Below are 13,295 nucleotides of genomic sequence, written 5' to 3' on the forward strand. Positions count from 1 at the left end.
ACACTGAGGCGGCGCACTGGAAGATGTCAGCCCTGCGAGCACATGGTAGCCATCTGGATGGTTGTCGCGGGCTAGCCGAATGAGGGGCTGACCATTTGGGGGCGCCTAGTCGGTGAGGTCGTCCGCGAGGGGGAATTCGACAACGAGACCTTGGCACAGGACACGCGCGTTGGGGTTGCCGTCCCACTCAGGGTCAAAACCACTCGCACGTAGTGCTTCGACGAGCCGCTCACCCACGGCCTCGGCCGTGCTGAGTTCGGCATCGGTTTTCATGGTGCCAAAGCCGAACAGGAGGTCACCGGTATGAATCAACCGGTCGACGTCCTGCATGTGGCAATAAACATAGCCCGCGGCATCATCTTCTTCCGCCTTTTCAGCACCGTACTCGGCTCCTTCGGAGGCATCCCAGCCCTCGTCAAAGCTGAAGACCAGGTCGCGTTGCTGGAGTTCATCCCGGAGGTTCTCGAGGCGCTGTGCGTCAGCAGACTTTTCTGTAACTTTCTGTGCGTACTCAGCGGCTACCTCGTCGATGATGGCATCGAAGTCTTCGGGGAACGGGTCCTTGCGCACCATCTCCCACTCGGCTGGGGAATCGAGGAGTTCGAAGAAGTCGTTGTGAATGTCCCGGCGTGAGTGGCCGTGACACAAATGCAGCGAGATGTCGTTGCGCAGAGTGCCGGAGACCAAGAGATCATCGGAGGGCGGAAACGAACTGGAGAACATTGGATGCTGTGTGGTCATAGCTCAGAGAGTAAACAACTCTAAAAGGTACTGTCCGAAAACAGGGAAGACACCCCGCCTGCGGGGTGTCTTCCGAGAAATGCGGTAGTGGCTTACTTGTGGAGCGGGTCCACGCCTGCCTCGTTGAGCATCGGGATGTTGTGGACCTCAGCCGGAACGCCGAAGGCGTCGACCAACACGACGGACCACGGCGCCAGCGAATCAACGAGGTCGTTGATGGCGGCGCGGGCAGCCTTGATGCGGCCAGCCGGGATGAGGTTGTGCTCCTGGTACCAGCCGGCGTGCTGCACGATGGCGTCGAAGACGAAGAGGTGACGCAGCTGCTCGAAGACCTGGCGGGCCATTGAGCCCTCCTCGAGACGCTCCTCAGCCTCAACCATTGCTTGCACGAGCAAGGTGTCGACGCGGGCCCAGCCGGCGGCAATGAGGTGGTCCTGGCACTGGTCCACAATCGCGGCTGCCTGGACCTTGTCTGCCTTGCGGGCCGGCTGGATGCGGCGCACGAGGGAGAAGAGGACGGACTGGGCGCGGTCGTCGATAAGCTTGGCCTGGTACGTGGCATCGAAGAGCGAGGCCTCGGACGGATTCACGCGGTCGACCAAGCCCTGTAGGCGGGTGGTGAAGCCGTAGCGGCGTTTGACCACATCGGTGGCGGTCGTCGCCGCGTACTTCACGGTGTCCCACGGGCTCATGTCATTCATCTCACGGCCGTAGGCGGTGAGGAGGTTCTTGCCCACCATCTGGATGAGGACGGTGTTGTCACCCTCGAAGGTGGCGAAGACATCCGAGTCGGCGCGGTAGGTGGTCAGACGGTTCTCCGACATGTAGCCAGCACCACCGCATGCCTCACGGCACTCCTGGATGGTGCGGGTCGCGTGCTGGGTCTGTGCGGACTTGATGGCGGCCGCGAGGGATTCCATCTCGCGGGAGGCGAACTTCTGCTCCTCGGTCGGCTCCGTGACGGACCAGGTGCCGGCCTCGTGCTGGTCGTTCTGCTCCTGGTAGCGCTCCAGAATCTGGTTGTAGAGCAGGTGCAGTGCGTAGGTGCGGGCCAGCGGGATGAGCAGGCGGCGGCGGTGCTGGCGGTGCTCGATGAGGCGCTTCTCGGCGCCGGTTGCACCTTCGAACTGGCGGCGGCGGTTGGCGTAGCGAACCGCGATGTCGAGGGAGGCCTCGGTGGCAGCACCAGCGGCACCAGACACGCCAATACGGCCGCGAATGAGGGTGCCGAGCATGGTGAAGAAGCGAGCGTTCTTGGATTTGATGGGGGAGGTGTACTTACCGTCCTCATCAACGTCCGCGAAGCGGTTGAGCAGGTTCTCGCGCGGCACGCGGACGTGGTCGAAGCGAAGGGTGCCATTGTCGACGCCCACCAGGCCGCCCTTGTGACCATGGTCGCCCAAGGTCACACCCGGCAGTTCATTGCCCTCTTCATCGCGAATGGGCACGATGATGGCGTGAACGCCGTGGGAGCGGCCGTCGCTCTCCGGGGTGATGAGCTGGGTGAAGACGACAGCAGCGCGGCCATCCTTGGCGGCATTACCGATGTAGTTCTTCACGGCGGTGTCGGACGGGGTATGCACGACGAATTCCTGGGTCTCAGGGTCGTAGGTAGCGGTGGTTTCCAACGACTGCACGTCGGAGCCGTGGCCGCGCTCGGTCATGGCGAAGCAACCAGGTAGCTCCAAGTTGGCGGCCTTCTGAACCCACTCGATATGGCGCTCGGTGCCGAGCTGGTCTAGGGCGCCGCCCCACAGACCCCACTGCACGCCAGACTTGATGGCGAGGGAGCCATCGACCCACGCCAGGCCCTCGAGGGTGAAGGTGGAGAGGTTCGGCTTACCGGAACCACCGTTGTCGCGGCGCAGGCCGTGCTTGAAGCCGCCGAAGTCGCGCACCTTGGCCAGGTTGTTGAAGGTGTGCTCACGCTGCTCCGCCATGGGCAGGTGAGACTTCGGGAAAAGCTCCGGGTCGTTGAGGAAGGTACGCAGTTCATCGCGGAAGGCGGCGTGGGGGCCGTCGAGAAGCGCGCCCAGCTCCGTGGCCACAGCCGGCTTCGGCGTGGACGGCAGGCGGCGCGGGCTACGAGCCTCTGCCTTTGGGGCGTCGTTGGAGGCGTTCTTATTGAGATCGGCGTTGGACTTCTTGTCGGAGGACTTAGTCAATGGCATGGGGGTATTTCCTTTCTGAATAAATTTCTTTAACGCTCGACGATGGCTGCGACACCCTGGCCGCCGGCAGCACAGATGGAGATCAGGGCGCGGCCGCCGCCGTTCTCTTCGAGAATCTTCGCAGTCGTAGCAAGAATGCGGGTTCCGGTTGCCGCGAACGGGTGGCCGGCAGCGAGCGAGGACCCCTTGACGTTGAGCTTGGAACGGTCGATCGAGCCGAGTGCGGACTGCAGACCGAGGCGCTCGCGGCAGTAGGTCTCGTCTTCCCATGCGGAGAGGGTGGCCAGGACCTGGGAGGCGAAGGCTTCGTGGATTTCGTAGAAGTCGAAGTCCTGCAGGGAGAGGTTGTTGCGCTCCAAGAGGCGCGGAACAGCGTAGGTGGGGGCCATGAGCAGGCCATCCGGGCCGTGGACGAAGTCGACGGCGGCGGTTTCAGAGTCAACGAGGAAGGCACGCGGCTCAATGTTGTGCTCAGCGGCCCATTCCTCAGAGCTGAGGAGGGCAACGGAGGCACCATCGGTCAACGGCGTGGAGTTACCTGCCGTCATGGTGGCCTGGGCTCCGTGCTGCTCGGCGTCGCGCTTGCCGAAGACTGGCTTGAGCTTGGCCAGAGACTCAAGGGAAGAATCCGGGCGCAGGTTGGTATCGCGGTTCACGCCGAGGAAGCCAGTGGTCAGGTCGGTAAAGAAGCCCTCTTCCCAGGCCTTGTGGAGGTTCTGGTGGGAGGCTAGCGCGAGCTCGTCCTGAGCCTCACGGCTGACCTTCATTTCGCGGGCGGTGATGGCGGCGTGGTCACCCATGGACAAGCCGGTGCGCGGCTCACCATTCTGCGGCTGCTCCGGGGCCAGCTGGGAGGGGCGGATGGAGCCGATGAGCTGAGCGCGCTGGGCGGCGGACTTGGCGCGGGTGAGGTTGAGCAGAGTGCGGCGCAGGTTGTCATTGACGGCGAGCGGGGCATCCGAGGTGGTGTCCGTGCCGCCGGCGATACCAGCGGAGATGCGGCCCTGGGCAATAGCGTCGCCGACGTGGATGGCGGCGGCGAGGGAGGTGCAGCAGGCCTGCTGCACGTCGATAGCCGGGGTGGTGGAGTCCAGCGCGGAACCGAGGACGACCTCACGGGTGAGGTTGAAGTCGCGGGAGTGCTTGAGCACAGCACCGGCGGCCACGAGTCCCAGGCGCTCGTCGTGGAGGCCGTAACGAGCCACGAGGCCATCAAGAGCGCTGGTGAGCATGTCCTGGTTGGAAGCATGGGCGTACTGCTTATTCGAGCGGGCAAACGGGATGCGGTTGCCGCCCAGAATGGCTACGCGGTGCTGAGGGGTGGTCATCTAAAGCTCCTTCACGGGGTGGTTTGGTGCGAGTCATCCCGTGAGAGGGGGTGAAGACCCCTTCAGGAATTTCGCATCACACTTAAAGTGATAGTGTTAGTTCTATCACTCAATTAACTAACCTTGCAACCAGGGCAACAAAGCTCGCAAGGTTGTGAAGATTTAAGAAAGGATCGCGCCCCTACATGTCGCACGTCACCATCGCTGAGAAACTCATTAACTCCCCGCTCGCCGCCAAGGCGGGTGTGCCACAGGGCTACCCCCTCCGCCGCCACAAGGCTGGCGAACCTGCCCTCGAAGGCCCCATCGTTCTCGGCGGCCAAGGCCGCATCGCCGAGTTCCTCCGCTCCCAGCTTGCCGTGGACTACCAGGTCATTGACTCCTCCGCGGAAGCCAAGCGCGCTGCCCTTGTCTTTGATGCCACCGGCCTCGAGACCCCAGAGCAGCTGCGTGAGCTCTATGATTTCTTCAATCCGCAGATGCGCAACCTCCTGCCGTGCGCGCGCATCGTCGTCGTCGGCACCACTCCGGAGGCTGCCGATACTATCGACGCCCGCATCGCCGCCCGTGCCCTGGAAGGGTTTACCCGCTCCCTTGCGAAGGAAATGCGCAAGGGCGGAACCGTGAACCTTGTCTGGGCGGACCCAGCCGCCACCGCTGAGGTGGAGTCCACCCTTCGTTTCTTCCTCTCCGGTAAGTCCGCCTTCGTAGACGGTCAGGTTGTTCGCGTCACCGCGCAGGGCGAGGGTCAGGGTCCCCACAACTGGGAGAAGCCGCTGGAGGGCCGACTTGCCGTGGTCACCGGTGCTGCGCGCGGTATCGGCGCCACCATCGCCGAGGTGCTCTCCCGCGATGGTGCCGACGTCATCTGCATTGACGTTCCGCAAGCCAGCGAGCACCTGGCCAAGACTGCTAACCAGGTTAAGGGTACCGCTCTGCCGCTCGACGTCACGGACCCGCAGGCAGCAGAGAAGATTGCGCAGCACGCCCAGGAGCGCCATGGCCGCGCCATCGACGTCATCGTGCACAACGCCGGCATTACCCGCGACAAGTTGATGGCCAACATGAACGAGGGGCAGTGGGATTCCGTTCTTGCTGTCAACCTTCTTGCCCCGGTCCGCATTACCGAGAACCTCCTCGAGTCTGGTTCCCTCGCGCCGGGCGCATCCGTCATTGGTGTGTCCTCCATGGCCGGCATTTCCGGCAACCGTGGTCAGACGAACTATGCCACCACCAAGGCGGGCATCATCGGGGTTGTCGACTCCCTCCGTCCCGTCCTTGCCGAGAACGGTTCCACCATCAATGCCGTAGCCCCAGGCTTTATCGAGACCGCCATGACCGCTGCGATGCCGACCGGTCCGCGTGAAATCGGCCGCCGCCTCAACTCCCTGCAGCAGGGTGGTCAGCCGGTTGATGTGGCTGAGACCGTCGCCTTCTTTGCCGCTCCCGCCTCCGCAGCGGTGACCGGCAATACCGTCCGCGTGTGTGGCCAGAACCTCATGGGAGCCTAAATGAACTACACCATCCTGAAAGAAATTCCAGATCTGTCCGCGCTGTACCGCTCTCTTATGGTGGGTGCGGTGCCGGTGCCGGGGGTGGGCGTCGGAAAGCGCACAGTGGCCGACCCTCAGACCGCCTACCGTGTCGAAGGCGTGCACGTTGATGCTGAGCATCTGGCGCGCTACTGCCAGGCCACCGGCCTGCGCCTGAGCAACGAACTGCCGGCCACCTACCCATACGCCCTGGCGTTCCCGCTGGCCATTAAGGTGATGGCGGCCAAGGACTTCCCGTTCCCCGCGCTCGGCGTGGTGCACCTGTCCAACCGTATCGAGCAGACTCGCCCGCTGCGTGTGGATGAGGCCCTTGATATCGCGGTCCATGCGGAGAATCTTCGCCCGCACCGCAAGGGCCTTGTTATCGACATGGTGACGACGTACAGCGTGTATGGAGAGGAGATCTGGCGTCAGACCTCAGCTTTCCTCGGACAGGGTGCGAAATTCACCAAGGAGACCCCACAGGAAGTCACGACTCGTCCCGAGGCGGAGCGTTTCCTCGACTTCCCAGGCGATGAAGCCGGCACTTCGACGGCTACGCTGCGCTTCACCCCTGAAAGCACACGCGTCTATGCCGAGGCTTCGGGAGACAAGAACCCCATCCACGTCTCCAAGGTCGGCGCGAAGCTGTTCGGCTTCCCCGCCACCATCGCGCACGGCATGTACACCCACGCGCGCATGCTGTCGGTACTGGAGGGCGTACTGAGCGGCGCTACGCGAATCACCGCCGACTTCTACAAGCCGGTCATCTTGCCAGCGACCACCGGCGTGTACGTGGACCAAACCGGTGCCGACAGCGGCGATAACGCCGGGGTGCGCGGTGGTACGCGCACCGTGACGCTGCGCAAGGCCAAGGACCCCAGCACCCTCCATGTTGCGGCCCGCGTGGAGTCGCTAGCCTAATTGGCGTGGCTATCTGGATTAATCTCGGATTAATCCAGATGCTGGTGCTTCTTAATCCAGATGCTGGTGCTTCGGCGCCACCACTAGCGGCTTGGGGGAGTACTTGCCGCGCAGACCACGCAGAATGCCGGCGTGCTCCCACAGGCGCTTGTCCTCCTCTGTGCGCGGAGTGAACTGACGGGCGGCCAGCGGCTGCCAGTCAGCGTCCATGGCCATGTAGGACACCGTGGCATGAATGGCGGTCTGCAGCTTCTCACGGCCGCCGCGAGGGTTGCCGGAGCGCACGTGCACCGACATCTGCATCGAACGGGCATCGGTGCGCATCATGCGGGCATCGACCTCAATGAGGTCGCCGATGTGAATCGGGCGGTAAAAACGAATGCCGCCGGCATACACCGCAACGGTGTGTTCGCCAGACCACTCCATCGTGCAGGCAGAGCCTGCCTCATCGATCCACTCCATGGCGGTGCCGCCGTGGACATTGCCGCCCCAGTTGACGTCTGTGGGCTTGGCAAGGAAGCGGTTGATCATGCGCGGCGCATCCGAGGGGCCGTCATAGGTCTGCTTTTCCATCTCTTCCTCGATGGCCTTGCGCAGCTCAATGCGGGACTCCGCAGCCTCCCACACGCGCTGGTGCTCGGTGGACTCCGGGGTCAGCGGAGGCACGGGAACTGCCTTTCCGGTTTCAGTGTCCTTGGCCACGAAGATGACGAGACAGTCGCAGGCACGTGTGAAAATACCGTCGCGGGGGTCCGCGGAAAGAACCTCGTTGACGATGTGCATGGACGACCGGCCCGTCATGGCGATGCGGGAGCGCACCTCCACGAGGTGGCCCGAGGGGATGGGACGTGTGAAATGAATATGGCCCACGTAGGCTGTCACGCAGTAGGTCCCTGACCACTGCACCGCACAGGCATAGGCGGCCTTGTCGATCCATTCCAGGACGCGTCCGCCGCCGATGCCCTGGGCACCAGCGATGGTGAGATCGGTGGGCGCAGCCATAAAGCGCAGCGTGATGGAGGGGGACTTCCCGGTAGAAACCGGTTTCTTTTCTTCCGACAGAGTAGGTGACATGGATAACAAATTAGCAGGGAGAGTGGTTCACGTATGAAGAAGGCCGCTGATGCCGCCACCACCCGCGCCGCCGTCGAGGTCATCGCGGCCTGGATCCAGAATCCGGAGGAGGTGGAAAAACCAGGTCGCGCGGCACTTGCGCAGGCTACCCGCATGACCGCCCGCTTGCTGGAGGCCGACGCGCCGGGCCACTCGGTGGAAGTACGAGTCCCCCCATTCGTGGCAGTTCAGTGCATCGAAGGCCCGCGCCATACCCGGGGCACCCCTCCGAATGTGGTGGAAATGGATCCTCGTACCTGGTTGCAACTGGCCACCGGGGTAGTGTCCTGGGAACAGGCGCTGGCCAGCCCTAACCTTGAGGCTTCCGGTTCCCGAGCCCACGAAATTGCGGAGTGGTTGCCCGTCATTCCGTTAGTTTTCGCAGACCGGAACCGCTAGGATAAGCGCCGTGGTAGCTGAACACGACCCCAACACGAGCACACCCCTGTCCACGGATCCCTCCCAGGATCCGGAGCCCCGCGAAGAATGTGGCGTTTTCGGAGTCTGGGCCCCAGGAGAAGAGGTTTCTAAGCTCACCTATTTCGGCCTCTTTGCCCTCCAGCACCGCGGTCAGGAAGCCGCGGGCATTGCGGTGGGTGATGATGACCGCATCGTTGTCTTCAAGGACATGGGCTTGGTGTCCAACGTCTTTGATGAATCCATTCTGAGCTCGCTGCACGGCAATGTGGCAGTGGGGCATACCCGTTATTCCACGGCGGGCGGCAAGGAATGGTCCAATGTGCAGCCGATGTTCGGGACGTCGCCCAGCGGCGTCGACATCGCACTCGGCCACAACGGCAATCTAGTGAACTACCTGGAACTGCGCGCGGAGGCCGTTAAACGCGGACTCATCAAGCCGCAGGAGGAATCCGTCTCCGATTCCATGTGCCTGTCCATGCTGCTGGCGGACGGCGTTTCGGAGGACACTTCCGTCTTTGATTCCGCCCTGAAACTCCTGCCCGACGTGAAAGGCGCATACTGCCTGACGTTCACCGACGGGCACACCTTGTATGCCGCGCGTGACCCGCACGGTGTGCGCCCGCTGGCCCTAGGGCGCCTCAGCACCGGCTGGGTCGTGGCCAGCGAGACCTGTGCGCTCGACATCGTGGGCGCACAATTCATCCGTGAGATCGAGCCAGGTGAGCTCGTCGCTATTGATGAGACTGGCATTCGCTCCGAGCGCTTTTCGGAGACTAAGCGTCACGGCTGCGTCTTCGAATATGTCTATTTGGCACGCCCTGACACGGACATCAAGGGCCGTTCGGTGAATGCGACGAGGGTGGAAATTGGGCGTCGTCTAGCGCGGCAGTACCCAGCGCCCGATGCCGACATGGTCATTCCCGTGCCCGAATCCGGAAACCCTGCCGCCGTGGGCTATGCACGTGAATCCGGCTTGACCTTCGCGCATGGCCTGGTCAAGAACTCCTACGTGGGGCGCACCTTCATCCAACCCACGCAGTCCCAGCGGCAGATGGGTATCCGCCTGAAGCTCAACCCGCTGCGCGAGGTCATTAATGGTAAGTCCATCGTCGTGGTGGATGATTCCATCGTGCGCGGTAACACGCAGCGTGCGCTCATCCGCATGCTGCGCGAGGCCGGTGCGGCTGAAGTGCACGTGCGCATCGCCTCCCCGCCGGTGAAGTGGCCGTGCTTCTACGGCATTGACTTTGCCTCCCCCGGCGAGCTCATCGCTAACGCTAACCCCTCCGATGACCCGGAGGAGGTAGCGCAGACCATCTGCACCGCCATTGGTGCGGATTCCCTAGGGTTTGTCTCCATCGATGAGATGGTGGCCGCCACGGAGCAACCGCGCAACGAGCTGTGCTGTGCCTGCTTCGACGGCAAGTACCCGCTTGGCCTTCCGGCCGGAAACCCCAATGCTGAGGCCGTGCGCACCCTGCAGGGCTCGACTTCGACTAACGAGTAAGGACCAAAGTCTCACATGAGTGAAAACACGTATGCAGCCGCTGGCGTCAACATCGAAGAGGGCGACCGCGCGGTTGAGCTGATTACCCCACACGCTAAGCGTGCCTCCCGCCCGGAGGTCATGGGCGGACTCGGTGGTTTCGCCGGTCTGTTTAAGCTGGGCGAGTACAAGGAACCGGTCCTGGCTGCTGGGTCCGACGGCGTGGGCACCAAGTTGGCCGTGGCCCAGGCGATGGATAAGCACGACACCATCGGTATTGACCTGGTAGCCATGTGCGTCGATGACCTCGTTGTGTGCGGCGCAGAACCACTCTTCCTGCAGGATTACATCGCCGTGGGCGAGGTTGTGCCGGAGAAAATCGCAGACATAGTCAAGGGCATTGCCGAAGGTTGTGTCCAGGCCGGTGCCGCGCTGCTGGGCGGCGAGACCGCCGAGCACCCAGGTGTGATGGGCAAGGATGAGTACGATGTGTCCGCCACCGCCGTGGGCGTGGTTGAAGCCGATGAGCTGCTCGGTCCAGACAAGGTGAGCGACGGCGACGTGCTGATCGCCATGAAATCCTCGGGACTGCACTCCAACGGCTACTCCCTAGCGCGTTACGTCCTACTGGAGCAAGCTGGCCTGCCGCTCGACGGCTACATGGAGGACCTTGGCCGCACCCTCGGCGAGGAGCTACTGGAGCCGACGCGAATCTACGCCAAGGACTGCCTGGCGCTGACGTCCGAGTGCGCAGTGTCGACCTTCTGCCACGTCACCGGTGGTGGATTGGCCGGCAACCTGGAGCGCGTTATTCCGGAAGGCCTGACTGCTGAGGTCAGCCGCTCCACGTGGACTCCGGGTCAGATTTTTAAAACCATTTCCTCCGTGGGCAAGGTCGCTCTCGAAGAGATGGAGAAGACCTTCAACATGGGCGTGGGCATGATTGCCGTCGTGGCGCCAGAGGATCGTGAGCGCGCGCTGGCTATGATGGCCGCCCGCCACGTCGAGGCCTGGGAGCTGGGCACGGTACGTTCGGCGAATGAAGGCGAGCCACGCGTTCTGATGACCGGTGAACACCCGGGATACTAGAACTCGCTGACATAGCAGAGGCCGGTGGTCTCACCTCCCATGGACTGGGAGGGGGAGGCCACCGGCCTTGTGCATACGTGCTGAGGGCTGAGTCTGAGGAGCTTAACGCTCGTCGGAATCGTCCTCATCCCATTCGTCCGAATCCCAGTCATCCTCGTCATAATCGGCATATTCCGAGTACTGGTCAGCATCCTCGTCGCGGGAACGCTGTGACGCGAGCTCGCGCTGGAGAGAGTCCAGATCCATTTCGGGCGAATTGTACTTCAGCTGGCGTGCAACTTTGGTCTGCTTTGCCTTTGCGCGTCCGCGTCCCATGTGCATGACCCCCTTGAGGTGTGTAGGGCGGTCCAGGGATTCTTGGCCGCCCCATCGTCTTAGTCAGATATGTGTATGTTCCTGTAAGACACCATAGCGCGTGTGACGAAAAAATTCCGAACTACCCCCAGCAACGGGCTGAAAAAGTGCTATACCCCGCGCAGATGCAGCCGTGTGCGGTTTGCCACTACCGCCCGCGCAGACGATCCACAGCAGCACGTCCCGCCTTAGGGCCCTCGTCCTGTGGGATGGACTCCGGTTCCACAGACGCGGCGACCGGGCCGATGGCCAGATCGCCCTGGCTCAGCGCCGAGCGTTTGACAAGCCCCAGCGCAATAGGACCGAAATCGCAATCTTCCACCACCGTGCCGAGGCGGCCTACGCGGCGGCCGCCCAGCGTGATGTCAGCACCGCTCTCCGGTGCTTCTGGCGCGGAGCCGTCGAGGTAGAGGAGGACGAGCAACCGCGGTGAGCGCCCAAGGTTCTCCACGCGCGCCACGGTTTCCTGGCCGCGATAGCACCCCTTCTCCAAGTGGACGAAGGCTGGGCGCTCATCGCTGCGTCGAATCCAGTGCGGGACTTCGTGGGCGATGGCCTTGGCATCTAAGTCCGCGGCGAGTTCCGGCTCGAGGGCCTTGACGCGCTCGGCGGTAAACGCCATGAGGCCTGCGAGCGTGCCGCCACGTGACTCGAGTTCCGCCGCAGCGACCTCAAGCTCAGCGCGGGGAACAAGGAAATCCTGGCGTGGGCAGCCTGGCCAGTAGACGGTGCGTTCGGCCACGACCGCGGAGGGCGCGGGCAGTGCAGTGCCGAGGACGGTGATGACCGCGAGGTCCGCTTCCTCCACAGTGACGTCGGACCAAAAGACCATCCTGGTGAGGAAGTCCTTGAGGGAATCGAACTGCTGTGAGGGGACATCGAGGTAGAACGTCTCACCGCTGAAGACGAGGTCCATGTGATGAAGCACGTGGCCCTGCATGTCCAGATCGAGGGCGCCGGCGGCGAAGCCCGTTGTGACGTCATCAAGCTTCTGACTCAGCAGGTTATGCAGAAAACCGGGAGCATCCGGGCCGGACACCGCGATGGCACGGCGCTGGGAGCGGTCAATAATCGCAGATCCAGTCTCCACGGCGCGCTGCTCCACGAGTGGGTTGCCGTAGTGCCAGGGGACTCCGGCGGCGTCAACAAGCGTTGTGCCCTGAAGCTCAGCGGCTCCGGGCCGGGAAAGAAGCGGCGAAGAGTAACTCACGTCTTCCGATGGTAGGGCATAATCGGATTTATGAGCCTTCTGCCCCGAAAAGAGCCGGTCATCTACGTTGTCGAACCTTTTGGTGGGTCGGTGCGGCGCCATATGCCCAGTCTGCCGTTGGTTCACTGGGATGATGCTGCGGTAACCCGTGGCGATGGCATCTTTGAGTCGCTTCTCGTGCGTGATGGCAAGGCGGCGAACTTTCAGCGTCATGCCGAGCGTTTCGCGCAGTCGGCCCGTGCGCTGGACTTGCCAGAGCCGCCGATGCATAAGTGGGAGAAGGCCACACAGCTAGCCATCACGGACTTTTGTGGGCCGGTGACGGATGGACAGCCGGTTCCGGAGGCTAAGTGCACGTGGACGTACACGCGCGGCCGGGCGTCAACGGGCGTGCCTTCGGCTTGGGTTGTGGTGCAGGAAATCCCAGAGGACGTGCTGAAACAGCGCGAGACCGGTGTCAAGGTCATGAGCACGCCGCGGCTGTGGCAGGTGGCGGAGGAGCTGCCGGCCAAGACGTTGAACTATGCGGCCACCATGGCTACGCTGCGCTTGGCGCGCGAGCGTGGGTTTGATGACGTCATTTTCACGGACCCGGAGACTGGGCTGGTGTTGGAAGGGGCGACGTCGACAGTCGTGGCGGTCAAAGGTGCGAAACTGCGCACGCCGGCGGGCAAGGGAATCCTGCCTGGCACCACGCAGGCAGCGCTCTTTGAGTACGCCACGAAGCAGGGCTTTCGCTGCAAAGCGAAGGAATTGACCGTGGAATACCTGCAGGGAGCGGACTCAGTGTGGCTGGTCTCCTCCGTGCGCACCGCGGTGCGGGTGACTCGCCTCGATGATGTGAAACTCAAGGCGCCAGGGAATGCGGAGGAGATCCGCGCGCTTATCGACGCCTCCCTGGCCCGCTAACCACCCCGAAAGCAGATC

The 13,295-nt window shown here is 63.0% G+C and carries 12 protein-coding genes; 6 read left to right on the top strand and 6 right to left on the bottom strand.

Annotated elements, in window-relative coordinates; translation table 11 throughout:
- Positions 1–105 precede the first annotated feature (105 nt).
- From M5J09_RS05720 to M5J09_RS05730, 3 genes are all read right to left on the bottom strand, one after another.
- Positions 106–741, bottom strand: coding sequence for a DUF6891 domain-containing protein (locus M5J09_RS05720; protein WP_042532223.1), 636 nt, complete (start codon positions 739–741; stop codon positions 106–108).
- 92 nt (positions 742–833) lie between these two features.
- Positions 834–2,912 carry an acyl-CoA dehydrogenase family protein gene (locus tag M5J09_RS05725; protein ID WP_257157260.1) on the bottom strand — a complete coding sequence of 693 codons (2,079 nt, stop codon included), beginning with the start codon at positions 2,910–2,912 and terminating at the stop codon, positions 834–836.
- Between the two features lie 29 nt (positions 2,913–2,941).
- Complete coding sequence (locus tag M5J09_RS05730; RefSeq protein WP_042532218.1) at positions 2,942–4,240, bottom strand: acetyl-CoA C-acetyltransferase; 1,299 nt, start codon at positions 4,238–4,240, stop codon at positions 2,942–2,944.
- A 185-nt stretch (positions 4,241–4,425) separates the two neighbouring features.
- Here M5J09_RS05730 and M5J09_RS05735 point away from each other — a divergent pair, with 185 nt between their 5' ends.
- Together M5J09_RS05735 and M5J09_RS05740 are read left to right on the top strand one after the other, a co-directional pair.
- A complete protein-coding gene (locus M5J09_RS05735; RefSeq protein ID WP_257157261.1) occupies positions 4,426–5,751 on the top strand; it encodes a 3-oxoacyl-ACP reductase in 1,326 nt (441 codons plus the stop codon).
- A complete protein-coding gene (locus M5J09_RS05740) occupies positions 5,752–6,696 on the top strand; it encodes a MaoC/PaaZ C-terminal domain-containing protein (protein WP_257157262.1) in 945 nt (314 codons plus the stop codon).
- Positions 6,697–6,747: 51 nt separating this feature from the next.
- Here M5J09_RS05740 and M5J09_RS05745 read toward each other — a convergent pair whose 3' ends face one another.
- The gene (locus M5J09_RS05745; protein WP_042532211.1) at positions 6,748–7,770 is read right to left on the bottom strand and encodes an acyl-CoA thioesterase; all 1,023 of its coding nucleotides are present in this window, start codon (positions 7,768–7,770) and stop codon (positions 6,748–6,750) included.
- A gap of 33 nt (positions 7,771–7,803) precedes the next feature.
- Here M5J09_RS05745 and M5J09_RS05750 point away from each other — a divergent pair, with 33 nt between their 5' ends.
- Genes M5J09_RS05750 through purM form a run of 3 tightly spaced genes read left to right on the top strand, consistent with a single transcriptional unit; the run spans position 7,804 to position 10,804 of the window.
- Complete coding sequence (locus tag M5J09_RS05750; protein WP_257157263.1) at positions 7,804–8,208, top strand: sterol carrier family protein; 405 nt, start codon at positions 7,804–7,806, stop codon at positions 8,206–8,208.
- A gap of 10 nt (positions 8,209–8,218) precedes the next feature.
- Positions 8,219–9,736, top strand: a complete 1,518-nt coding sequence (purF, locus tag M5J09_RS05755; RefSeq protein ID WP_374982102.1) for an amidophosphoribosyltransferase — start codon at positions 8,219–8,221, stop codon at positions 9,734–9,736.
- Between the two features lie 15 nt (positions 9,737–9,751).
- On the top strand, positions 9,752–10,804 hold the full coding sequence (purM, locus tag M5J09_RS05760; RefSeq protein ID WP_070537264.1) for a phosphoribosylformylglycinamidine cyclo-ligase: 1,053 nt from the start codon (positions 9,752–9,754) through the stop codon (positions 10,802–10,804).
- A 102-nt stretch (positions 10,805–10,906) separates the two neighbouring features.
- On the opposite strand, the gene M5J09_RS05765 is transcribed toward purM, so the two are convergent.
- Together M5J09_RS05765 and M5J09_RS05770 are read right to left on the bottom strand one after the other, a co-directional pair.
- Positions 10,907–11,119 (bottom strand): DUF3073 domain-containing protein, encoded by a 213-nt coding sequence (locus M5J09_RS05765; protein ID WP_042533434.1) that lies wholly within the window; start codon positions 11,117–11,119, stop codon positions 10,907–10,909.
- A 187-nt stretch (positions 11,120–11,306) separates the two neighbouring features.
- Positions 11,307–12,368 (bottom strand): folate-binding protein, encoded by a 1,062-nt coding sequence (locus M5J09_RS05770; RefSeq protein ID WP_257157264.1) that lies wholly within the window; start codon positions 12,366–12,368, stop codon positions 11,307–11,309.
- 30 nt (positions 12,369–12,398) lie between these two features.
- On the opposite strand from M5J09_RS05770, the gene M5J09_RS05775 reads away from it, so the two are divergent.
- Complete coding sequence (locus tag M5J09_RS05775; protein WP_257157265.1) at positions 12,399–13,277, top strand: aminodeoxychorismate lyase; 879 nt, start codon at positions 12,399–12,401, stop codon at positions 13,275–13,277.
- The last annotated feature ends 18 nt before the right edge of the window (positions 13,278–13,295 follow it).

It is taken from the genome of Corynebacterium sp. BF-R-2, from assembly GCF_024586525.1.
GTDB lineage: Bacteria > Actinomycetota > Actinomycetes > Mycobacteriales > Mycobacteriaceae > Corynebacterium > Corynebacterium singulare.

Bases quoted from the DNA above. Each gene is read 5' to 3' on its own strand.
- M5J09_RS05720 (WP_042532223.1), bottom strand. From the start codon at position 741: ATGACCACACAGCATCCAATGTTCTCCAGTTCGTTTCCGCCCTCCGAT.
- M5J09_RS05725 (WP_257157260.1), bottom strand. From the start codon at position 2,912: ATGCCATTGACTAAGTCCTCCGACAAGAAGTCCAACGCCGATCTCAAT.
- M5J09_RS05730 (WP_042532218.1), bottom strand. From the start codon at position 4,240: ATGACCACCCCTCAGCACCGCGTAGCCATTCTGGGCGGCAACCGCATC.
- M5J09_RS05735 (WP_257157261.1), top strand. From the start codon at position 4,426: ATGTCGCACGTCACCATCGCTGAGAAACTCATTAACTCCCCGCTCGCC.
- M5J09_RS05740 (WP_257157262.1), top strand. From the start codon at position 5,752: ATGAACTACACCATCCTGAAAGAAATTCCAGATCTGTCCGCGCTGTAC.
- M5J09_RS05745 (WP_042532211.1), bottom strand. From the start codon at position 7,770: ATGTCACCTACTCTGTCGGAAGAAAAGAAACCGGTTTCTACCGGGAAG.
- M5J09_RS05750 (WP_257157263.1), top strand. From the start codon at position 7,804: ATGAAGAAGGCCGCTGATGCCGCCACCACCCGCGCCGCCGTCGAGGTC.
- purM (WP_070537264.1), top strand. From the start codon at position 9,752: ATGAGTGAAAACACGTATGCAGCCGCTGGCGTCAACATCGAAGAGGGC.
- M5J09_RS05765 (WP_042533434.1), bottom strand. From the start codon at position 11,119: ATGGGACGCGGACGCGCAAAGGCAAAGCAGACCAAAGTTGCACGCCAG.
- M5J09_RS05775 (WP_257157265.1), top strand. From the start codon at position 12,399: ATGAGCCTTCTGCCCCGAAAAGAGCCGGTCATCTACGTTGTCGAACCT.